This window comes from Ruegeria sp. CRTD044 (assembly GCF_059613485.1).
Genome location: NZ_JBXWSP010000004.1, coordinates 653,695 through 674,986, shown reverse-complemented (window position 1 = coordinate 674,986; position 21,292 = coordinate 653,695). Strand labels below are relative to the sequence as shown.

Sequence of the window (21,292 nt, the reverse complement as noted above, 5' to 3'; positions counted from 1 at the left end):
TGGCATGACAGCGCAGCCCACGCAGACCGGAAAGATCATCATCTCGGTTGACGCAATGGGCGGGGATTCAGGTCCCGGCGTGGTCGTGGCTGGAATCGCGAAGTCAGCAAAGAAGAACCCCGAGGTCGGATTTCTTCTGCACGGCCCGAAAGATGTGCTGAGCAAGCTTGTATCGAAACGGCGTGTCCTCGACGGACGCGTCGTTTTTCGTGATTGCCCGGACGTGGTCACGATGCAGGACAAGCCCAGCCAGGTGGTGCGCAGCGGCAAGAACACCTCGATGTGGTCGGCGCTGGAATCGGTGCGTCAGGGCGAGGCCCATGGTGCCGTCTCCTGCGGCAATACCGGCGCGCTGATGGCGCTGTCGATGATGCGGCTGCGCAAACTGCCCGGGGTGAACCGCCCCGCCATCGCGATTCTGTGGCCATCCCGCAACCCTCAGGGCTTCAACGTCATGCTGGACGTGGGCGCGGATGTGCGGGCCGACGCCAAGGATCTGCTGCAGTTCGCGTTGATGGGCGCTTCTTATGCGCGCAACGGCATGGAACTGACCCGCCCGCGTATCGGGCTGCTGAACGTTGGCACCGAAGAGCACAAGGGCCGCGCCGAACTCAAGGAAGCCCATGCCCTGATCACCGACTTCGCGGATCAGGCAAACTTTGATTTCGTGGGCTTCGTGGAAGGCAGCGACATTCCCGGCGACAAGGCGGATGTCATTGTAACGGATGGGTTTACCGGAAACGTCGCCATCAAGACCGGCGAAGGCACGGCCAGCCTGATCGGTGACCTGCTGCGCGAGGCCTTCAAGTATTCGCCCCTATCGCGCCTGGCCTCGGTTCTGGCCATCACCTCGCTGCAGCGATTGAAGAAACGCATCGACCCGCGCCGCGTCAACGGCGGGGTCTTTCTTGGCCTGAACGGCACTGTCATAAAATCCCACGGAGGCGCCGACGCCACCGGCGTGTCGGCCGCGATCAAGCTGGCTTTCACCTTGGCCAAGTCCGGCTTTGCGGAAAAATTGGCAGCACGGGTTGCATCCACGGCTGAGCTTGAACAAGATGCGGCGCAATCTGCGCTGCAGACCAAATAAGAACAAAGAAGGCAGTACCCCAGATGGCAGGCCGTTCAGTCGTTGTAGGTGTCGGGCATTACCTGCCCAAGCGGGTGGTTCCGAACTCCGAATTCGAAAAGACGCTTGATACGACCGATGAATGGATTCGCACCCGTTCCGGTATCGAGCGTCGGCACTTTGCGGCCGAAGATGAAACCACGTCCGATCTGGCAACCTATGCGGCCAAAGCCGCGTTGCAGGACGCCGGTCTGACAGCCGATGACATTGACGCAATCGTTCTGGCGACCTCGACCGCGGATCTGACGTTCCCGTCGGCCGCCACCATGGTTCAAGCCAATCTGGGCATGACCCGGGGGTTTGCCTTTGATGTTCAGGCCGTCTGCGCCGGTTTCGTGTTTGCGCTGAGCAACGCCAACGCCTTGATCCTTTCGGGTCAGGCCAAGCGCGTGCTGGTGATCGGCGCTGAAACTTTTTCGCGGATCATGGACTGGACCGACAGATCGACTTGCGTGTTGTTCGGGGATGGGGCCGGTGCCCTCGTGCTCGAGACGCAGGACGGTGCCGGAACAAGCGATGATCGGGGTATCTTGTCCACGGATCTGCATTCTGACGGACGCTACAAGGACCTTTTGTACGTGGACGGCGGGGTGTCGACGCAATCGACAGGCCATCTCCGGATGCAGGGCAACCAGGTGTTCCGCCATGCGGTCGAAAAGCTCACCGCCACTGCGGAAACCGCCCTGGAACGCGCCGGGCTGAACAGTCAGGACGTCGACTGGATCGTGCCGCATCAGGCCAATATCCGCATCATTCAGGGCACCGCAAAGAAGATGGGCCTGCCCATGGATCACGTCGTGGTGACCGTTCAGGACCACGGCAACACATCGGCCGCCTCGATTCCCCTGGCCTTGTCGGTCGGCAAGGAACGGGGCCAGATCAAGCAAGGTGATTTGATCGTGACCGAGGCGATTGGCGGCGGTTTGGCGTGGGGCTCGGTTGTCCTGCGGTGGTAACCGGCGCATTCCGGCTTACGCAGCCGCCCGCAATTCATTGATATTGACAGCGAATTTGCGCTACCCCTATGCTCGAAAATCAATAGGGGAAATGTCATGGGCGATAATACACTGACGCGAATGGATCTGAGCGAAGCCGTGTTTCGCGAAGTTGGGCTGTCACGCAACGAAAGCGCACAGCTTGTCGAGAGCATTCTGAACCACATGTCGGACGCGCTGGTGCGTGGCGAACAGGTCAAGATTTCGTCCTTCGGCACTTTCAGCGTTCGTGACAAATCAGCCCGTATTGGACGCAACCCGAAAACCGGTGAAGAAGTTCCAATCCAGCCGCGCCGCGTGCTGACTTTCCGCCCGTCGCATCTGATGAAGGATCGCGTCGCCGCCGGGAATCGCAAGTAAACCCGGGGCCAGGAGGATATGAGCAAGTCACCCGACGCGTTTCGCACCATCAGTGAAGTTGCGGATTGGCTCGGTGTTCAGGCCCATGTCCTGCGCTTCTGGGAAAGCCGGTTTGCACAGGTCAAGCCAGTGAAACGTGCAGGCGGTCGCCGTTACTACCGCCCCAACGACATGCGCCTTCTGGGTGGCATCAAGAAACTGCTGCACGAGGACGGCATCACGATAAAAGGCGTTCAACGCATCCTGAGGGAACAGGGCGTGGCCCATGTGGCGGCGCTGTCACCCGACATCGATGTCAGCGCAGAATCACCACAGACGCCACAGGACGTGGTGGTGTCTTTTCCGCCCAAATCGACCGGCCAGCAAATCGACCTCGATCTACGGGCCGACACTGATGGTCCCGGATCGCCCGAGCTTCAGGTAACACCCAGTTCGCCACACCCCGAGCCGACACCCGCGCCCGCTGCGGTCAACGGGGACGACGGCATCAGCCCTGCCCCGCTGTTTGGCGGCATCGCCTCCAAAGCTTGGCAGACTACAAATTTTGACGCTGAGGCACTGCGCCAGATCGCCCCGATCGCGAGGGACCTCAGGGCATGGCTCAGCCGGGTCGAAGGTCAAAAGGCGGGATAAGAAGAAAGGCAATGTTTTCCTCTTGCCCCTGCCGGGAAAATCATTATGAACAGCCCAACGTCGGGCTATGGCGCAGCCTGGTAGCGCGTCCGTCTGGGGGACGGAAGGTCGCAGGTTCGAGTCCTGCTAGCCCGACCAAATCACACCGACGTTTATGGCAGACAGGCCAGATCCCGCTCTGGCACCAGGGGGGATCGGAATGACAGGTGTATGCCCGAACCAGCAAATCGAGGCGATGATCGCGCGCGGTGAGATCACCGCCGAGCCGGCGATTCTGCCCGCCCAGATCCAGCCCGCCAGCCTTGATCTTCGTTTAGGAACAGTCGCTTACCGCGTTCGCGCGTCATTTCTGGCGGGCGAAGGGCGTTCGGTGTCCGAACGGCTGGCCGAGTTCGAGATGCACCGGATCGACATCACCGACGGCGCCGTTCTCGAAAAAGGTTGTGTCTACCTTGTGCCCCTGATGGAAGCGTTGTCCCTGCCCGGTGACGTGACCGCTGTCGCCAACGCCAAAAGCTCGACCGGGCGTCTGGACCTTCTGACCCGTACCATCACCGACGGCGGAACCGAGTTCGACCGGGTGCCCGCAGGCTATTCTGGGCCCCTCTACGCCGAAATCTGCCCGCGGTCCTTTTCTGTCTTGGTGCGTCCGGGGATGCGGCTGAACCAGATCCGGTTCCGGCAAGGCCAGGCAGTTTTGTCCGATGCGGATCTGACTGCTCTGCATGCGGAATCCCCATTGGTCGATGGTCCGGCCGTTATTCAGGACGGTCTGGGGTTTTCGGTCGATCTGCGCCTTCCCAACACTGACCTTGTTGGCTATCGCGCGAAACCGCATACCGGCGTGATCGACCTTGACAGGATCGGCGAATACGACCCGCAGGAATACTGGGAAGAGGTGCGCACCAAGGACGGGCGGATCATTCTGGATCCGGGCGCATTCTATATCCTGGTCAGCCGAGAGGCGGTTCACATCCCACCGATGTACGCGGCCGAAATGGCGCCCTATCTGGCGATGGTGGGCGAGTTCCGGGTGCACTACGCGGGCTTTTTCGATCCGGGCTTCGGTCATGCCGAAGCCGGAGGCGCCGGGTCACGTGGAGTTCTGGAAGTTCGCTGTCACGAAGCGCCATTCGTGCTGGAGCATGGACAGGTCGTCGGGCGGCTGGTCTATGAGCGTATGGCCGAGATGCCGACACAGCTGTACGGGGCAGGAATTGCTTCGAACTATCAGGGCCAGGGCCTGAAATTGTCCAAACATTTCAAATCCGTAAAGTGAACTTCAGAAGCGCATGAACCGCCGCATCTGGCGGGTCAGCTGCTTGGCCTGTTTCATGCTCGGGCTCTGTCCGCCTGCACTTTGCGCCATGCGCCGGTCGGTCTGAGGATCGCGCGCCTGGCTCTGTTGGCCCGGCTTGCGGGTCGCACGATCGGCAAGGTCAAAACCTTTGTCGACACCGCGCGTGACCAGCCTGCGCATGACTTGCCGAACGATCATGTCGATGATGCGGTTTGCGTTCATTTCGGTCTCCGTTCCTCTGCGCCGTACCTAACGGCGATATGCGCCGACAAATGGGCGACGCAATCAATCTTCCTCGAACAGTTCGGACTGATCTTCGTCACCCGTTTCATCTTCGTTGGCCTCGCCGATCGGCATCGCCCCCGGCGGCGGCCGGTTTTCCAGCAAGCCAGCAGCGCGCAGTTCCTTAAGGCCCGGCAAGTCACGCGCGCTTTCCAGACCGAAATGGTCCAGGAATTGAGGCGTTACGACAAAGGTCACCGGACGGCCCGGCGTCATGCGGCGACGGCCCAGCCGGATCCACTCCATCTCCAGCAGCTGGTCGATGGTTCCCCGCGACACGGACACGCCGCGGATTTCTTCGATCTCGGCGCGGGTGCAGGGCTGATGATAGGCCACGATCGCCAGGGTCTCGATGGCGGCACGGCTCAGCTTGCGGGTCTCGACCGTTTCCTTCTGCATCAGGAAGCCCAGATCGGGGGCCGTGCGGATGGCCCACGCCTCGCCCACTTTGACCACGCGGACCCCGCGCCCTTCATAACGTTTCTGCAGCAGTTCCAGCGCTTGCGCGGCGTCGCAGCCATGCGGCATCCGCGCCTCGAGATCGGCCACCGTCACCGGTTCGGCGCTGGCAAACAGTACCGCCTCGACCATACGCTCCTGCTCAGCCAGCGGAGGCGCTTCGAACAGGGTGCCGGTGCCGTCGTCTTCGGGGGCGTCAGTCACGTTTGTCAGTCCTTCTGCGCAGTTGGATCGGGGCAAAGGTCTCGCTTTGCTTGATCTCCATATGTCCTTCCTTGACCAGTTCCAGCGAGGCCGCAAACGTCGCCGCCGTGGCCGAGCGCCGCCGCACCGGGTCAACGTCCCAGCCTTCGGGCAGGTAGGTTTCCATGTCGGTCCAGGTTCCGGCAAATCCGATCAGCGGGCGCATCCGTTCCAGCGCCTGTTCCATCGTGAAAACGGCGTCGCGGTCCATCACGAAAGGCCGGAACTCATCTCGGGTGCGGATGCGGGCATAGCCTTGCATCAGGTCCAGCAAGGTCGCGGAATAGGTGACCGTTCGGATGCGGGTCACGTCCTCGCCCTGCCCGCGCCTGAAGAAATCGCGCCCCAACTGGTCGCGCGCCATCAAGCGGGCGGCCGCATCGCGCATCGCCTGCAGGCGTTCCAGCTGAAAGGCCAAGTGCGCGGCCAGTTCTTCGCCCGTCGGCCCCTCTTCATCGGGGTCAGGCGGCAGCAGCAGGCGCGATTTCAGAAAGGCCAGCCACGCCGCCATCACCAGGTAATCGGCGGCCAGTTCGATCCGCAGGGCGCGGGCCCGTTCGACAAAGGCCAGATATTGCTGCGCCAGCGCCAGAACCGAGATCTTACGCAGATCGACCTTTTGCGTCCGCGACAGGGTCAGCAGCACGTCCAGCGGGCCTTCAAACCCGTCGACGTCCACGATCAGCGCCTCGGCGGCCAGCCGATCGGCGACCGAAACCGGGTCTTCGCTGAAAAGGTTATCCGTCATATACCTGCCCGCCCATCAGACGGGATAGTTCCGTCTCGGCGGCACGGATGTCAAGTTCCTCGGGCGATTGCCGCTGTGCCAGCGCCTTGTCTGCGCGGGCTTGTGCCGCCTCCGACATCTCGCCTGCAGCTTCTATGACCGCCGCCCTGTCGGCAAGCGAGCCGTTGCAGTGCAGCACAACATCGCATCCTGCGGCCAGCGCCTGACGTGACAGGTCGGCCAAAGACCCGCTGAGCGCCTTCATCGAGATGTCGTCGGTCATGATCAGGCCGTCAAACCCGATCTGATCTCGGATCACAGCCATCATCTGCGGAGAGATCGTTGTCGGTCGTTCATCCAGCTGCTCAAAGACCAAATGGGCCGTCATGCCCATCGGCAGATCGTTCAAGGCGCGAAACGGGGCAAAATCGGTCTGCAACAGATCGTCCAACGGCGCATCGACATGCGGCAGATCGAAATGGCTGTCCAAAGTCGCCCGCCCGTGGCCGGGAATATGCTTGACGATGGGCAACACGCCACCGTCCAGATGACCCTGCGCAACAGCCCGGCCGATTTTCGCGACCGTAGCAGCGTCGCCGCCGTAGCACCGGTTGCGCAAAAAGGCGTGGGTGTCTGGACGCGCCAGATCCACCATCGGTGCGCAGTTGCTGTCGATCCCCATGGAATACAGTTCATGCGCGATCAGGCGGTACCGCAGGTACATGGCCCGCTCGGCATGTTCGCCGGCACGCTCCGCATGATCCAATGGGGGCATCCATTGCCGCGCAAGTGGCGCGCGCAAACGTTGGACCCGTCCGCCCTCTTGGTCGATGGTGATCGGACAGTTTCGACCGACGGCCTCGCGAAAGTCGTCACACAAGGCGCGGACCTGATCTGCGGTTTCGATATTGCGGGCGAACAGAATGAACCCGAACGGGTTCATCTGTCGAAACAACGCCTTCTCTTCGGGTGTCAATCGCAGCCCGGCCGCATCGGTGATCGTGGCGCCAAACCTCACCGCACGGCAACCGGGATACAGTCAGCGTCCTGTGCGACCAGGGCGGCGCAGAACTGGCGCGAGTCGCTCAGGTCATCGAACCCCAGGACCCGCAGACGGTAAAACGTGCGGCCTCCGCTTGAGGTTTTCTGGATAACCCTCTGCTTCCCATCCATATATTCACCAAACCGACGATACAGCCTGTCCCATTCGGCCTGCGCGACCTCGGGGCTTTCAAACGCACCCAGCTGCGCCAGCCGGGTACCCTTGGTCAATTTGTTCGGGTCGACATCCAACCCTACAGCAGCTTTGACCGCGGCGTTGATCGCGTCTTCACTGACTGCAGGCTGTACAGCCGAAGCTGCGCGCGCCGGACGGCGCAGCGGACGCAGAGACCGGCGCACGCCCGGCAGGGCCGCGATTTCGGGATCCGGCAGCTGAGCGGCGAGATCGGCCGGATCAATGGCTGGCTCGTCATCGTCCAAGTTCAGGGATGCAAGCTGCACGCCCTCTTCGGTCTGCGGTGCCTCAACGGCAGGCGCGCCGGACAGTTCGGCCACCACGGCGTCAACCGCGCCTTGGCGCAGTTCGGCCGCTTCCTGGTTCGAGATTTCTTGTTCGACAACATGCACGGCAGGGGTCGGCTTCAGCTTGCCCATCGCCACGTCTTCATCCGTCAGGGAAACGGGGCGCGGCGCAAGGATCAGCCGGTCGGCCGGAGGCGCGGCGGTTCCAACCGCCGCAACGGCATTGACCGCAAGACCCTGGTGATCAGCAGGGGTGCCGCCCGGAGTTTCCGGCTGCACCCGCATCGGCCCCTCGGCCGCGCGTACGACCGGTACGCCGCTCACATCGCGCATGACCAGCTTGTACCCCCAGATCGCGACGCCAGCGACAAGCGCCAGAGACGCGACAGCACCCAGCAGGTTGACGACCCGCCCAAGGCCCGCGCCCGCCGGCGCACCCTCTGCCTGATCCATCATATCGTCGGGATATTCATACCCATCTTCGGGGTGGAACTGATTCGAGTAATGCGCGTGCTCGGGGCCGGTCTGCCCCGAGAAATCGTAACTGGTCATATCCGCCTCACTGCCCGTTTCGCGCCTGAAATTGGGGCGCGCGGGTCATTTCTTGCCTACCTCGGGCCGGCGTTTCGGGCAGTGTTGGTTACCGCATCTCCTGCGCCGGCGTGACACCAAGAATACCCAAGCCTGCTGAAATCACAACAGAAACGGCCCGGGCCAGTGCGATTTTTGCCTGGCTTGTTGCCGCGTCACCATCTTGCAGGAAGCGTAGCGACATTTCTTCGTTGCCCTTGTTCCACAATGCGTGGAAATCCCCTGCAAGTTCATACAGATAGAAGGCAACCCGATGCGGTTCGTTGGTACGCGCAGCGATCTCGACCAGCCGTGGCCATTCCGCCAGCTTTTTGGCAACACCCAGCTCGGCCGCGTGGTCGATCTTGCTCAGATCGGCAGCCTTGAGGGTCGCGTCGTCCGCGGCGATGCCCGCTTCGGCGGCCCGGCGCAGCACGCTCATGACCCGGGCATGGGCGTATTGCACGTAGAACACGGGGTTCTCGCGGCTTTGCTCAAGCACCTTGTCGAAGTCGAAGTCCAGCGGCGCATCGTTCTTGCGGGTCAGCATCACGAACCGGGTCACGTCCGGGCCGACCTGGTCGACCACATCGCGCAGTGTGACGAAATTGCCGGCCCGCTTGGACATCTTGAACGGCTCGCCGTTTTTCCACAGCTTCACCAACTGGGTCAGCTTGATGTCCAGCGGCACCTTGCCGTCTGACAGAGCCGAAACAGCGGCCTTCATCCGCTTGACGTAGCCGCCGTGATCTGCGCCGAACACGTCGATCAGCGCGTCGAACCCGCGGCTCACCTTGTCGTAGTGATAAGCGATGTCCGGAGCAAAATAGGTCCAGCTGCCGTCGGATTTCTTGACAGGGCGATCCACATCGTCGCCATGCGCGGTGGACTTGAACAGGGTCTGCTCGCGCGGCTCCCAGTCTTCGGGGGTTTTGCCCTTGGGCGGCTCAAGAACGCCTTCATAGATAAGACCCTTGTCGCTGAGCGACTTCAGAGCGGCCTCGATCTTGCCGGTTCCGTACAGCGACTTCTCCGAGAAGAACACGTCCATCTCGACGCCCAGCGCCTTCAGATCGGCGCGGATCAGATCCATCATCGCGTTGGTCGCAAAAACGCGGACCTCGGCCAGCCATTCGCTTTCAGGCTTGTCCAGCAAGCTGTCGCCGTATTTTTCCTTCAGCGCCTCACCGATCGGGATCAGGTAGTCGCCCGGGTAAAGGCCTTCGGCGATCTCCGGGCTCAGGCCGTTGGCCTCGCGGTACCGCTCGAACGCGGACCGGGCCAGCACATCTACCTGCGCGCCGCCGTCGTTGATGTAGTATTCACGGGTCACGTCGTGGCCGGAATATGCCAACAGGCTGGCCAGCGCGTCGCCGAACACCGCGCCACGCGTGTGGCCCACATGCAGCGGTCCCGTGGGGTTGGCCGAGACGTATTCCACGTTTACCTTCAGCCCCTGCCCCATGGTCGAGCGACCATAATCCGAGCCCTGTTCCAGCACCGCACCCAATACGCTCTGCCAAACCGACGCAGCGAGCCGCAGGTTGAGAAAGCCCGGACCTGCAACCTCGGCACTCGTGATCCGCTCATCGGCGGCCAGTTTCGCGGCCAGCGCATCGGCAATGTCACGCGGCTTCATCTTGGCAGGCTTGGCCAACACCATCGCGGCATTGGTCGCCATGTCTCCATGGGCGGCGTCGCGCGGGGGTTCGACCGCAACGTTGTCAAAGCTCAGCCCCTCGGGCAGCGCGCCTTCGGACTGCATCTGCGTCAGCGCGTCCAGAACAAGGCCGCGTATCTCGGAGAACAGGTTCATTTCGGATGTCCTTTTGCTTGCGCAGCGGTTTACCACGCAAGGCGGCAAGGTCAATGCGGGCGAGCGGTCCAAACCAGCTTTCGCAGCATGCAGCCCTAAACCTGCGGTGGCTGCGTGCCGGTCAGGCGGGCATGATCCTGCAAGGCAAACCGATCGGTCATGCCCGCAATATAGTCTGATACGATCTGGGCCAACGCAGTCTCGTCCGTCGCCGCTTCGATATCCGAATGCCAATGCCGAGGCATCTGGCGCGGGTCGCTCAGATAGATCGGGAACAGCTCCTCGACTACGCGACTGACCTTGGCGCGCACCTCCATGACGCTGGGCGCCCGGTACATGCGGGTGAACAGAAACGCCCGGATATCGTTGAGCTGCGCCCAAAGATCATCCGAGAAGCGGATGACAGGAGCCCCGAGGTGACGAACATCTTCGACTGTTTGCGCACCCGATCTCTCCAGAACCTCGCGCGAGGTGTCGATTACATCCGAAACCATCACGCCGAACACCCGCCTCAGCGCCTCGTGACGACGCCGGTAGAAATCCAACCCGGGATACTTGCGATCTACCTCGGCATAACACTCCCGGACAATCGGCAATTGGGCAATCTCGTCGTCGGTAAAAAGTCCGGCCCGCAGGCCGTCGAACAGGTCATGATTGTTGTAGGCGATGTCGTCGGACAGTGCCGCAACCTGCGCTTCTGCGCTGGCATGGGTGTGCAGTTCAAGGTCAAAATCAGCATTGCACTCGGCCAGCGCCCAGGGCAGATCGCCCGTAACCGGGCCGTTGTGCTTGGCGATGCCCTCAAGGCATTCCCATGTCAGGTTGCACCCGTCGAAATCCGCGTAATGCCGTTCCAGCTTGGTGACGATGCGGATCGCCTGAGCGTTGTGGTCGAAGCCCCCATAAGGCGCCATCAGCGCGTGAAGAGCATCCTCGCCGGTATGGCCAAACGGCGTGTGGCCCAGATCATGCGCCAGGGCCACGGCCTCGGTCAGTTCCGGGTTCAGCCCCAATGCCCCCGAGATCGTGCGCGCAACCTGCGCCACCTCGATCGAATGGGTCAGGCGCGTGCGATAGCTGTCGCCCTCATGCTCGACAAAAACCTGCGTCTTGTGCTTCAGACGTCGGAACGCGCTGGCGTGTATGATCCTGTCCCGATCCCGCTGAAAGCACGACCGGAAACTGCTTTCTTCCTCTGGCACCAGCCGCCCGCGCGCCCGGCCCGGATCGGCAGCAAATCCTGCTCGCTCCAATGGTCTTGTCCTTGTCGCCTGTCTCCCGGGTTTCTATATTGTAGACCAACGAGGAAATAAACCTTTGGAGCATGGCATGAATCTGCCTCCGAGAGTCACAGAACGCGCCTTCGAGAGGCTTGCCGAGATCGGCGCCGCCGACAACGGCAAGGCCCTGCGCATCGCCGTAGAAGGCGGAGGGTGTTCAGGCTTTCAGTACGAAATCGCATTGGACGAGCCCAAGGACGATGATCTGGTGCTGGAAGGCAAAGGCCAGAAGGTTGTCGTCGACGAAATATCTCTGCCGTTCCTGGAAAATGCGACGATTGATTTCACGCAGGAACTGATCGGCGCCCGGTTCGTGATCGACAACCCCAACGCAACCTCTTCCTGTGGGTGCGGCACGTCTTTTTCGATGTGATCAATCGTGGGCGCGTTGCGCCCACATCCTCTGGATGTCTTCATGATCTGCAGGAGCGCCCGCTGCCCCGCGATCAGGCCTTAGGGCGCGGTTGACCGTGTTTGGCCCCGCGCCAACTGTGCCAGCTCGTCATGGCGTCATCCGTCCCCAAACGCCCCGGTGCCCGCGCCAGACCTGACTGACACCTTGTGATGGCCTCCGTTCTGGGCGATAGGTTTCGGCAGAGCTTCGGAGGGACCGGGATGAAAATCGCAACATTCAACATCAACGGCATCAAGGCGCGGGCCGAGGCTCTGCCCCGCTGGTTGGACGAAGCCCAACCCGATGTGGTCCTGCTGCAGGAAATCAAGTCAGTCGACGAAAACTTTCCGCGCGAGATCTTTGAGGAACGCGGGTACAACGTCGAAACCCATGGTCAGAAAAGCTTCAACGGCGTGGCGATACTTTCGAAGTATCCGCTCGAAGACGTCTCGCGCGGGTTGCCCGGGGATGAAGAGGACGAGCAGGCGCGATGGATCGAAGCAACCGTCATCGGCAAGCGGGCGCTGCGGATTTGCGGGCTTTATCTTCCCAACGGGAACCCTGCTCCGGGGCCGAAATTCGACTACAAGCTTGCTTGGATGGAACGGCTGTACGAGCGCGCCCGCGATCTTCTGGCCACGGAAGAGCCGGCCCTCATGGCCGGGGACTACAACATCATTCCGCAAGCCGAGGACGCGAAACGCCCGGAGGCCTGGCGCGAAGACGCCCTGTTTCGGCCGGAAAGCCGCGCGGCGTTTCGCAAGGTTCTGAACCTTGGCTTCACCGAAGCATTCCGTGCGCGGACGCAAGGCCCGGGCCACTATTCGTTCTGGGATTATCAGGCCGGCGCGTGGAACCGGAATGACGGCATTCGCATTGACCACTTCCTTCTGACACCACAAGCGGCGGACCTGATGCGCGATTGCCAGATCGACGCCGCAGTGCGCGGACATGAAAAACCGTCCGATCACGTCCCTGTTTGGGTGGACCTCGACATCTGACTCGTCAGGCCGTCGGGTCGTAATCGTAGATCCAGTCATATCGACGCGTCAGGCGCGGACCGATCAGGGCCAAGGCCGCCTGCGCCGCCAGTCGTGCGGGACCGCGCAAATGAAAGTTCCGCGCGTTGGCACCGGCAGCTGCGACCACCTTGCGCGCGCGGGTTTTTCTCGTGATTTCATAGGCTTTGAGTGCGCGGCGGACACCCGACTGTTCGTCAAAAGATCGGGCCAGGATCCAAGCATCCTCAAGGGCGAGGCACGCCCCTTGAGCCATAAACGGCAATGTGGGATGCGCGGCGTCCCCCAAAAGGGCAACGCGACCATTCTGCCATTTCTGTGCCACCGGGCGCAGAAACAAAGCCCACAGGTGAACATCTTGCAGCTGCGCAAGCGCGGCGCCGGCCGGACCGCCGAAATCGGCAAAACGCGCCCGCAGGTCCTCGGGGTCACCGCGCAGGCGCCAGCCCTCCTCCCGCCAATCGGACCGCTCTTCGACCGCCACGATGTTCAACATGGACTGCTTTCGCAGCGGATAGGTCACGACATGACGCCCGGGGCCCATCGTCAGCGATGCCATGGGCTCGGCTTCGTGGTTGACCCAGGGCACCGTTGCGCGCCAGGCCACCTGATGCGTGAACGCGGGCGCTTCGGTTCCGTTCAGGATGGGCCGGATACCACTGCGCCCGCCATCCGCTGCAACGGCGAACTCCGCGCGCAGCCGGGTGCCATCCTGCAGCGCAACCTCGGCTTCGGCCGGATGCTTCCGAACATTGGTGACGCGGGCATTCAGCCTGATCGACACCCCTGCGCGCTCGGCCGCCATTTGCAACGTTTCCAGAAGGTCAGCACGGTGGAAATACCACGTGGGTCCGGCCGCGGGTGCCGGAAGACGGCTGACGACGCGGCCCCGCCGGAAATCGCGCAGGACAGTGCCGTGAGAGAGTTGTGCGACCCGGCCGGGATCATCCAAGACACCCAGCGCGCGCAGGACGGCCATGCCGTTGGCGCTGATTTGCAGACCGGCCCCGACCTCGGTCAAGGCCTCGGCCTGCTCGAGAACGGTCACCCGTGCACCGCGTTGCTGCAAGGCCAGCGCAGCGGCCATTCCGCCGATCCCGCCGCCGATGACACCGATTTGCATACCGTCGATCTTCATGGCACGGGCTTAACGCAAAAAAGCCGGAGCCACAGGCCCCGGCGCTTGTCTTTTTTGAAAGACCCCAGCGATCAATCGTCGCGGTGAACTTTTTCGCGACGCTCGTGACGCTCTTGCGCTTCCAGCGTCATGGTCGCGATCGGACGCGCATCCAGACGCTTGAGCGAGATCGGGTCACCGGTTTTTTCGCAGTAACCGTATTCGCCCTCGTCGATCCGGCGCAGAGCGGCGTCGATCTTGGCAACCAGTTTGCGCTGTCGGTCCCGGGTGCGCAGTTCCAGCGCACGGTCGGTTTCCTCGCTGGCGCGGTCTGCAACGTCGGGAATGTTACGGGTGCTGTCCTGCAGCCCCTCGATCGTGTCCCGGCTGCCTGCCAAAAGTTCGTTTTTCCAGTTCAGCAGCTTGCGGCGGAAATACTCAAGCTGGCGTTCATTCATGAAAGGTTCATCTTCGGCCGGACGATAGTCCTCCGGCAGAAAAACTTCCTGCTTCATATTGGCTCCCTCGGTATGGCCAGAAACGTCTTTTGCGGTCGTGTCGCCTGACATTTGGCACCCCCTTCTGCGCAGCGTTTAACTGACGGGACGGGGAATGTCACTATCCAAACGCAACCCCGACGCGCCGTTATGAGAACCGGTATAAACATGCGACTTTGGGCACCAAATCGTTGCCATTCTGTGAAAGCGAAAGGACTATTTTGCGGCAGAACACCCGCGAGCGGATGATGGAATCGGTGCGATTCGTCCCTCGCGCCCGTCGTTGGCAGCCTGCGACGCTGCGGCCCGGCTTGTCATTCGGCCCCGCCCTAGGTAACTCGGTTCCCGTCTCCTGTTGCTGCGACCATCATACGAGGGCCCCATGACCGCACGTTTCAAAGGCACAGCCGAATACGTTGCCACCGACGACCTGACCATTGCCGTAAACGCAGCCGTCACGCTGGAACGACCGCTGCTGGTCAAGGGTGAACCCGGCACGGGCAAAACCGAACTGGCCAAACAGGTCGCCGGCGCTCTGGGTCTCAGGATGATCGAGTGGAACGTCAAGTCGACCACCCGCGCGCAGCAGGGTCTCTACGAATATGACGCCGTCAGCCGTCTGCGCGACAGCCAGCTGGGCGACGAACGTGTGCACGACGTGTCGAACTATATCCGCAAAGGCAAGCTGTGGCAGGCCTTCGACGCCGATGAAAAGGTCGTGCTGCTGATCGACGAGATCGACAAGGCCGATATCGAGTTCCCCAACGACCTGCTGCAGGAACTCGACAAGATGGAGTTCCATGTCTACGAGACCGGTGAAACGATCCGGGCCAAACACCGCCCCATCGTGATCATCACCTCGAACAATGAAAAGGAACTGCCAGACGCCTTCCTGCGCCGCTGTTTCTTCCACTATATCCGCTTCCCCGATGAAGCCACGATGCGTCGCATCGTCGAAGTGCATCACCCAGGCATCAAAGAGGCGCTGCTGACCACCGCCCTGACCCAGTTCTACGAAATCCGCGAAACGCAGGGGCTAAAGAAAAAACCCTCGACCTCCGAGGTGCTGGACTGGCTCAAGCTGCTCCTGGCCGAGGATCTGGACGCCGAAGACCTGAAGCGCGATGGCGTCAATGCCCTGCCCAAGCTGCACGGCGCCCTGCTGAAGAACGAGCAGGACGTGCATCTGTTCGAACGGCTGGCCTTCATGGCGCGCGCCAAGCGCTGAAGCCCGCCCATTCATGAATACTTGGTGATCACGGCTTGCCTTGCGGCAAGCCTGATGCCAGCATTGCTGCAACAAAGATCAAAGAACACGACACCGAGCACGCTGTAGAGCAGGACCACCCGAATTGACCCAAGCGCCGCGCATTCGCCCCCTCACGCCCGAAGACCGGCCGAGCTGGGACTTGTTGTGGCGGGCGTATCTTGAATTCTACGAGACGGTATTGCCGGACGAGGTTTACGACAGCACGTTTGCGCGCCTGCTGGGGGATGATCCGCAGGACTTTTCATGCCTAGTGGCCGAGTTGGACGGCGAATTGATCGGGCTGACCCACTTCCTGTTTCATCGCCATGCCTGGAAGATCGAAAACGTCTGCTATCTGCAGGATCTCTATGCCAGCCCGCATGTGCGCGGCACCGGTGTCGGTCGGGCGTTGATCGAGGCCGTCTATGCCGAAGCCGATCGAAAAGGCGCGCCCGATGTCTACTGGCTGACGCAGGAGTTCAACCACACGGCGCGCCAGCTTTATGACCGCGTCGGCCAACTGACGCCTTTCCTCAAGTATCGGCGTCCATGAAACGTCTGGCCGGCATATTTCTTGGCTTTGTCCTTGCCGGATGCAGTTCGGTCGACCGGATTGAGTTGCCCGATGAAATCAAGGTGACCGAGGCCGCGGCACCGGTGACTCAGGCTTTCGGTACGCCACGTCCTTTCCCGCCGGCTCGGTCAAATACGAACATCGCGGCAGATTTTGTGGACCTGCATTTCTCGCTGGAAAGCGGCACTGCCCTGCCCGTGTTTACGCGGTTCGAGGGTCCGATCACAGTTCGGCTGACGGGGGCCCCTGCCCCCACGATGCAATCCGACCTGACGCGTCTGCTGACCAGACTGCAGCGCGAAGCCCGGATCGACATCCGCCAGGTCAACGATGGGCAGGCCAACATCACGATCGAAGCAGTGACCCAGCGCCAGATCCAGCGGCTTCTGCCGCAGGCCGCGTGTTTCGTTGTACCCAACGCGTCCAGCCTCGAGGAATACAACCGCGACAAGCGCAAGACCAAAAGCAGTTGGCGCGCGCTGCGCAGCCGCGAGCGGCTGGCCATCTTCATTCCCAACGATGTCAGCCCCCAGGAAATGCGGGATTGCCTTCACGAAGAACTTGCACAGGCGATCGGGCCTCTGAACGACATGTACCGCCTGCCGGATTCGGTCTTCAACGACGATAATTTCCACACTGTCCTGACCGGGTTCGACATGCTGATCCTGCGCGCGACCTATGCGCCGGAACTACAGACCGGAATGACTCGGGAACAGGTGGCGCAGGTCATACCCGGGGTCATCGCCCGCCTGAACCCTCGCGGCGCCAATCTGCCCGTCCAGCCAATCTCGGAAACCCCGCGCGAATGGATCGACGCCGTGCAACTGGCGGTCGGCAAGGGCCGGGCTTCGCCGCGGCAAATGCGGGCCATCGACCGCGCGATGCGGATCGGCCGAGAGCAAGGTTGGACCGATCACCGCCGGGCGTACCCTCATTATCTGAAGGCCCGTTTGGGTGAATTCGACGCCCCCGAGGAAGCGCAGCGCGAATACGCCATCGCCCTGCAATATCTGCGCGCGACCCCCGGAACCGAGCTTCAGCGCGCGCATATCACTGTTCAGACGGCGGCCTATGCCCTGACCCAGGGGCGCGGCCCCGAAGCCCTGCCGGACCTCGACCGTGCCATCGCGACGATGACGCGGGCCGAAAACGCCTCGATGTTGGCGACGCTGCTGCTGCTGAAGGCCGAGGCCCTGAAGCAGGCCGGCAAACCCGAACAGGCACGCTCCGTCAGGCTGGACAGTCTGGGGTGGGCGCGCTACGGGTTTGGCTCGGAATTGGTGGTCGGCTCGTTGATGCAGGACGTCGCGCTGGGGGCCCCGTAACATCGCAAAAGGCGGATGACGAACACATGCTAGTGGTTGTGGGAATGGCGGTCCTGGGAGCGGCTCTGGGCGCACTGACGGCACGAAAACGCAAAGGCAGCGGCGCGGATATCGCCCAATATGCGGCCGGCTACGGCATTGCATTTGCATTGGCGGGACTGGCCATTTCGCTTGTTCTGGTGCGGGTGATAGGCTGAGCCGATGTTCATCCCCTTTTTTGAAAACCTCAGAAAAGCAGGCATCCCCGTCTCGTTGCGGGAATACCTGACCTTTCTGGAGGGGATGAAGAAGGGGCTGGCCACCTACGACATCGAGGCGTTCTACTACCTCGCCCGTGTCTCGATGGTGAAGGACGAGCGCAACATCGACAAGTTCGACCTCGCCTTTGCCGCCAGCTTCGAGGGGCTGTCCGAGATCACCATGGATCAGGTGCTCGAAGCCGTGGACATTCCGGCCGACTGGCTGGCCAAGATGGCCGAGAAGCACCTCTCGGACGAGGAAAAGGCCGAAATCGAAGCGCTTGGCGGGTTCGACGAGCTGATGGAGACGCTGCGCGAGCGGCTGAAGGATCAGCAAGGCCGCCACCAGGGCGGCAACAAGTGGATCGGAACGGCAGGCACCTCGCCCTTCGGCGCCTATGGCTACAACCCCGAGGGCGTGCGTATCGGCCAGAACGAAAGCCGCCACCAGCGCGCAGTCAAGGTCTGGGACAAGCGCGAGTTCCGCAATCTGGACGACACGGTCGAACTGGGCACCCGCAACATCAAGGTCGCCTTGAAACGCCTGCGCCGCTGGGCCCGCGAGGGCGCCGCCGAAGAGCTGGATTTGGACGGCACCATCCGCGCCACGGCCGAGCATGGCTATCTCGACGTCAAGACCCGGCCCGAACGGCACAATGCTGTGAAAGTGCTGCTGTTTCTCGATGTGGGCGGCTCGATGGATCCGCATATCAAGGTGGTCGAGGAATTGTTCTCGGCCGCGCGGTCCGAGTTCAAGCACCTGGAGTATTTCTATTTCCACAACTGCCTGTACGAAGGCGTCTGGCGCGACAATCGCCGCCGGTGGGATGCGCAGACCCCCACGCATGAGGTGCTGCGGACCTACGGCCCCGACTACAAGTGCATCTTTGTGGGTGACGCGTCGATGTCGCCCTACGAAATCGCCTATCCCGGCGGGGCCAACGAGCACTGGAACGCCGAGGCCGGTCAGGTCTGGCTGCAGCGCGCGCGCGAACAGTGGACGTCGAACCTGTGGATCAACCCGGTGCCCGAGAAATACTGGGAATACACCCATTCCATCGGCATGATCCGCGAGATCTTCGAAGACCGGATGGTGCCGATGACGCTGGCCGGGCTGGAACGCGGCATGCGCGAGCTGACGCGATAGCGCCAGCCCGGCTTTGGTTTTATCCCGCGATTGCCTGAATTCCCAGGAACAGCAGCCCCGACAACAAGGCCGCCGCGGGCACGGTGATCACCCAGGCCGCGATGATCGTCAGGAAATGCGACCGGCGTACCAGCTTGCGGCGGCGGCGCTCTTCGGGGGCAAGCACCGGGCGTTCCGGCACGGCACCGCGCGCCTTTATCAGGCGTCGCTCGGCGTCCCATTCCCGGAAGAACCCGACACCGAACACCGCGCCAACGGCGATGTGGGTCGAACTGACCGGCAGGCCAAGCCAGCTGGCCACAATCACCGTGATCGCCGCCGACAGCGCCACGCAATAGGCCCGCATCGGGTTCAGCTTGGTGATCTGGCTGCCGACCACCCGGATCAGCTTGGGCCCGAACAGGAACAGGCCGAAAGAGATGCCGAAAGCGCCGATGATCATGACCCAGGGCGGAATGCTCACCGCATGGGTGAAATCACCCACCGCCGAAGCCTGAACGATCGCGGCCAGAGGCCCGACGGCATTGGCCACGTCATTGGCCCCATGCGCAAAGCTGAGCAGCGCCGCTGAAATGATCAGCGGGATGCCGAACAGGATCTTCAGCGACTTGTTGCGGTTCTCCAGCCCCTCGGCCTGACGGCGAATGACAGGAATCGTCACCATCCAGATCAGCACTCCGCTGACCAGACCGATCACAAGAGCCGTCTGCAGGTTGATCTTGAACAGATGTTTCAGGCCTTTCAGCGCAAGGTACGAGGCAAACGCCCCGGCCATGATGCCGACCAGAACCGGAACCCATTTGCGCGCCGCGGCGATCTTGTCGTCCTGGTAGATGATCCGCGCCTTGATGAACCACAGGAACCCGGCGGCGATGATGCCGCCCAGAAGCGGCGAGATGACCCAGCTTGCTGCGATCTGGCTCATCTTGACCCAGCTGACCGCGCCGAACCCCGCCGCCGCGATCCCTGCCCCCATGACGCCCCCCACGACCGAATGCGTGGTCGAGACCGGGGCACCAACCCAAGTGGCCAGGTTGATCCAAAGCGCAGCAGACAACAGCGCGGCCATCATGGCCCAGATGAAGACGGTTGCCGTTCCCATGCTTTCGGTGTTGATGATGCCCTTTGCGATGGTCGAGACCACATCTCCACCCGCGATCAGGGCGCCGGCGCTTTCGAAAACTGCGGCAATCGCGATGGCGCCGCCCATGGTCAGGGTGTTCGCGCCCACCGCCGGGGCCATGTTGTTGGCCACATCGTTCGCCCCGATGTTCAGCGCCATATAGGCTCCGAACATGGCCGCAATCACGACGATCATCGTGTTGCTGGCCTGTCCGAACAACAAAGCAGCCGTGATCCCGGCGATCACGATGAACACGAAGGCGATGCCCGATCCGACGAACGGCCGCCCGACCTGCGCCGTTGCAACCTCGAGGCGGGAAAACCGCCGCAGGTCACGATCCAGTGTTTCAAGGTGCCGGGCTTCTAAATCATTGTTGGCCATTTGTCCCTCTTGCATAGCGCGCGCTCGCACAGCGTGCGCCGTGCCCTAGAAGGCTTTTGCCTTCATTTCAACCTTTGAAATATGGAAACTGCGATCTGACGCCGCGCGATTTCCGTCTCACGAACTGCCCCAAGTCGCCCATGTTGCCCGAAAGTGATGAGGAACGACTTGCCCCCGCATCCCGATCCGCCCATATCTGAGATATGTTGCGTCTGACCCCAATTCTGCTGGCGATCGCCTATGCCATTGTGATGTATCGGATTTCCGTCTGGCGCACCCATCGCGAGCTGGATGCGAAGTCGACCGAGCTGGCCGATCCCGAGTTGAAGCGCATGACCGACCGCCTGGCCGCCGCCTTGGAAGTGGCGCGCGTGCCGGTCTATATCTACGAAATCGACCCGGTGAACGGGCTGGCCGCGCCGGACGGGCGCATCTTCATCACCCGTGGATTCTATCGCAAGTTCCGCAACGGCGAGGTTTCGGCCGAGGAGATGGCCAGCGTCATCGCGCACGAGCTGGGGCATGTGGCGCTGGGCCACGCCCGGCGGCGGATGATCGACTTTTCCGGTCAGAACGCGATGCGGGCGGCGCTGATGATGCTGCTCAACCGGTTCATCCCCTTCATCGGCGCGTGGATCGCCAATGCGCTGACCGCGCTGCTGGCTTCGCGCCTGTCGCGGGCGGACGAGTATGAGGCCGACGAATACGCAGCCGCCCTGCTGACCAAAGCCGGGATCGGGATCGGACCGCAGAAATCCCTGTTTCACAAGCTTGAGGATCTGACCCAGCAGCGGGCGGGCGTGGTTCCGGCCTGGCTGATGAGGCATCCCAAGACGGACGAGCGGATTGCCGCGCTGGAGGCCCTTGAGCAACGTTGGGAGCGTGGCTGAGGGTCAGGGTGCGAGAGGC

Annotated in this window: 23 protein-coding genes and 1 tRNA gene; 14 read left to right on the top strand and 10 right to left on the bottom strand. The window is 62.1% G+C overall.

From position 1 onward, the window contains the following. The first annotated feature begins 4 nt into the window (after positions 1 to 4). The 6 genes from plsX to AC2FNL_RS06285 all read left to right on the top strand — a co-directional run bounded on the left by plsX (position 5) and on the right by AC2FNL_RS06285 (position 4,396). Positions 5 to 1,090: a phosphate acyltransferase PlsX gene (plsX, locus tag AC2FNL_RS06310; RefSeq protein WP_093962314.1), complete on the top strand. Its 1,086-nt coding sequence runs from the start codon at positions 5 to 7 to the stop codon at positions 1,088 to 1,090. A gap of 23 nt (positions 1,091 to 1,113) precedes the next feature. Then, complete coding sequence (locus tag AC2FNL_RS06305) at positions 1,114 to 2,085, top strand: beta-ketoacyl-ACP synthase III (protein ID WP_496832850.1); 972 nt, start codon at positions 1,114 to 1,116, stop codon at positions 2,083 to 2,085. 96 nt (positions 2,086 to 2,181) lie between these two features. After that, a complete protein-coding gene (gene ihfA, locus AC2FNL_RS06300) occupies positions 2,182 to 2,484 on the top strand; it encodes an integration host factor subunit alpha (protein ID WP_093962316.1) in 303 nt (100 codons plus the stop codon). A gap of 18 nt (positions 2,485 to 2,502) precedes the next feature. Beyond that, on the top strand, positions 2,503 to 3,117 hold the full coding sequence (locus tag AC2FNL_RS06295; protein WP_496832849.1) for a MerR family transcriptional regulator: 615 nt from the start codon (positions 2,503 to 2,505) through the stop codon (positions 3,115 to 3,117). Between the two features lie 61 nt (positions 3,118 to 3,178). After that, positions 3,179 to 3,255, top strand: a tRNA-Pro gene (locus AC2FNL_RS06290). A gap of 61 nt (positions 3,256 to 3,316) precedes the next feature. Beyond that, positions 3,317 to 4,396, top strand: coding sequence for a 2'-deoxycytidine 5'-triphosphate deaminase (locus AC2FNL_RS06285; RefSeq protein ID WP_496832848.1), 1,080 nt, complete (start codon positions 3,317 to 3,319; stop codon positions 4,394 to 4,396). A gap of 3 nt (positions 4,397 to 4,399) precedes the next feature. Here AC2FNL_RS06285 and AC2FNL_RS06280 read toward each other — a convergent pair whose 3' ends face one another. From AC2FNL_RS06280 to AC2FNL_RS06250, 7 genes are all read right to left on the bottom strand, one after another. After that, the gene (locus AC2FNL_RS06280; protein WP_093962319.1) at positions 4,400 to 4,639 is read right to left on the bottom strand and encodes a hypothetical protein; all 240 of its coding nucleotides are present in this window, start codon (positions 4,637 to 4,639) and stop codon (positions 4,400 to 4,402) included. A gap of 63 nt (positions 4,640 to 4,702) precedes the next feature. Further along, entirely contained in the window at positions 4,703 to 5,362 is a 660-nt protein-coding gene (gene scpB, locus AC2FNL_RS06275; protein WP_170338220.1) for an SMC-Scp complex subunit ScpB, read from the bottom strand. Further along, complete coding sequence (locus AC2FNL_RS06270) at positions 5,355 to 6,149, bottom strand: segregation and condensation protein A (RefSeq protein ID WP_170363290.1); 795 nt, start codon at positions 6,147 to 6,149, stop codon at positions 5,355 to 5,357. The genes scpB and AC2FNL_RS06270 overlap by 8 nt, the downstream gene beginning before the upstream one ends. Beyond that, entirely contained in the window at positions 6,139 to 7,146 is a 1,008-nt protein-coding gene (gene nagZ, locus AC2FNL_RS06265) for a beta-N-acetylhexosaminidase (RefSeq protein ID WP_496832847.1), read from the bottom strand. Before nagZ ends, AC2FNL_RS06270 begins: the two co-directional genes overlap by 11 nt. Beyond that, entirely contained in the window at positions 7,143 to 8,204 is a 1,062-nt protein-coding gene (locus AC2FNL_RS06260) for an SPOR domain-containing protein (protein WP_496832846.1), read from the bottom strand. The genes nagZ and AC2FNL_RS06260 overlap by 4 nt, the downstream gene beginning before the upstream one ends. A gap of 88 nt (positions 8,205 to 8,292) precedes the next feature. Next, positions 8,293 to 10,038, bottom strand: coding sequence for an arginine--tRNA ligase (gene argS, locus AC2FNL_RS06255; protein WP_496832845.1), 1,746 nt, complete (start codon positions 10,036 to 10,038; stop codon positions 8,293 to 8,295). A 95-nt stretch (positions 10,039 to 10,133) separates the two neighbouring features. Then, the gene (locus tag AC2FNL_RS06250) at positions 10,134 to 11,291 is read right to left on the bottom strand and encodes a deoxyguanosinetriphosphate triphosphohydrolase (RefSeq protein ID WP_496832844.1); all 1,158 of its coding nucleotides are present in this window, start codon (positions 11,289 to 11,291) and stop codon (positions 10,134 to 10,136) included. A 76-nt stretch (positions 11,292 to 11,367) separates the two neighbouring features. Here AC2FNL_RS06250 and AC2FNL_RS06245 point away from each other — a divergent pair, with 76 nt between their 5' ends. Both AC2FNL_RS06245 and xth read left to right on the top strand, forming a co-directional pair. Beyond that, positions 11,368 to 11,691 carry a HesB/IscA family protein gene (locus AC2FNL_RS06245; protein ID WP_093962326.1) on the top strand — a complete coding sequence of 108 codons (324 nt, stop codon included), beginning with the start codon at positions 11,368 to 11,370 and terminating at the stop codon, positions 11,689 to 11,691. 242 nt (positions 11,692 to 11,933) lie between these two features. Next, entirely contained in the window at positions 11,934 to 12,713 is a 780-nt protein-coding gene (xth, locus tag AC2FNL_RS06240) for an exodeoxyribonuclease III (RefSeq protein WP_170338208.1), read from the top strand. A 4-nt stretch (positions 12,714 to 12,717) separates the two neighbouring features. Here xth and AC2FNL_RS06235 read toward each other — a convergent pair whose 3' ends face one another. Together AC2FNL_RS06235 and dksA are read right to left on the bottom strand one after the other, a co-directional pair. Next, entirely contained in the window at positions 12,718 to 13,869 is a 1,152-nt protein-coding gene (locus AC2FNL_RS06235; protein ID WP_496832843.1) for an FAD-dependent monooxygenase, read from the bottom strand. A 71-nt stretch (positions 13,870 to 13,940) separates the two neighbouring features. Then, complete coding sequence (gene dksA / locus AC2FNL_RS06230) at positions 13,941 to 14,363, bottom strand: RNA polymerase-binding protein DksA (RefSeq protein WP_093962986.1); 423 nt, start codon at positions 14,361 to 14,363, stop codon at positions 13,941 to 13,943. Between the two features lie 364 nt (positions 14,364 to 14,727). Here dksA and AC2FNL_RS06225 point away from each other — a divergent pair, with 364 nt between their 5' ends. The 5 genes from AC2FNL_RS06225 to AC2FNL_RS06205 all read left to right on the top strand — a co-directional run bounded on the left by AC2FNL_RS06225 (position 14,728) and on the right by AC2FNL_RS06205 (position 18,879). Then, positions 14,728 to 15,573, top strand: coding sequence for an AAA family ATPase (locus tag AC2FNL_RS06225; RefSeq protein ID WP_093962329.1), 846 nt, complete (start codon positions 14,728 to 14,730; stop codon positions 15,571 to 15,573). Positions 15,574 to 15,697: 124 nt separating this feature from the next. Continuing rightward, positions 15,698 to 16,147 (top strand): GNAT family N-acetyltransferase, encoded by a 450-nt coding sequence (locus AC2FNL_RS06220; protein WP_093962330.1) that lies wholly within the window; start codon positions 15,698 to 15,700, stop codon positions 16,145 to 16,147. Next, positions 16,144 to 17,493, top strand: coding sequence for a DUF2927 domain-containing protein (locus AC2FNL_RS06215; RefSeq protein WP_496832842.1), 1,350 nt, complete (start codon positions 16,144 to 16,146; stop codon positions 17,491 to 17,493). Before AC2FNL_RS06220 ends, AC2FNL_RS06215 begins: the two co-directional genes overlap by 4 nt. Positions 17,494 to 17,519: 26 nt before the next feature. Further along, on the top strand, positions 17,520 to 17,690 hold the full coding sequence (locus AC2FNL_RS06210; protein ID WP_170338198.1) for a hypothetical protein: 171 nt from the start codon (positions 17,520 to 17,522) through the stop codon (positions 17,688 to 17,690). A 4-nt stretch (positions 17,691 to 17,694) separates the two neighbouring features. After that, positions 17,695 to 18,879, top strand: coding sequence for a vWA domain-containing protein (locus AC2FNL_RS06205; RefSeq protein WP_496832841.1), 1,185 nt, complete (start codon positions 17,695 to 17,697; stop codon positions 18,877 to 18,879). Positions 18,880 to 18,898: 19 nt separating this feature from the next. On the opposite strand, the gene AC2FNL_RS06200 is transcribed toward AC2FNL_RS06205, so the two are convergent. Further along, entirely contained in the window at positions 18,899 to 20,383 is a 1,485-nt protein-coding gene (locus AC2FNL_RS06200) for an inorganic phosphate transporter (protein ID WP_170402557.1), read from the bottom strand. 203 nt (positions 20,384 to 20,586) lie between these two features. Here AC2FNL_RS06200 and AC2FNL_RS06195 point away from each other — a divergent pair, with 203 nt between their 5' ends. Continuing rightward, positions 20,587 to 21,273, top strand: a complete 687-nt coding sequence (locus AC2FNL_RS06195; RefSeq protein WP_496832840.1) for a M48 family metallopeptidase — start codon at positions 20,587 to 20,589, stop codon at positions 21,271 to 21,273. Positions 21,274 to 21,292: the final 19 nt, after the last annotated feature.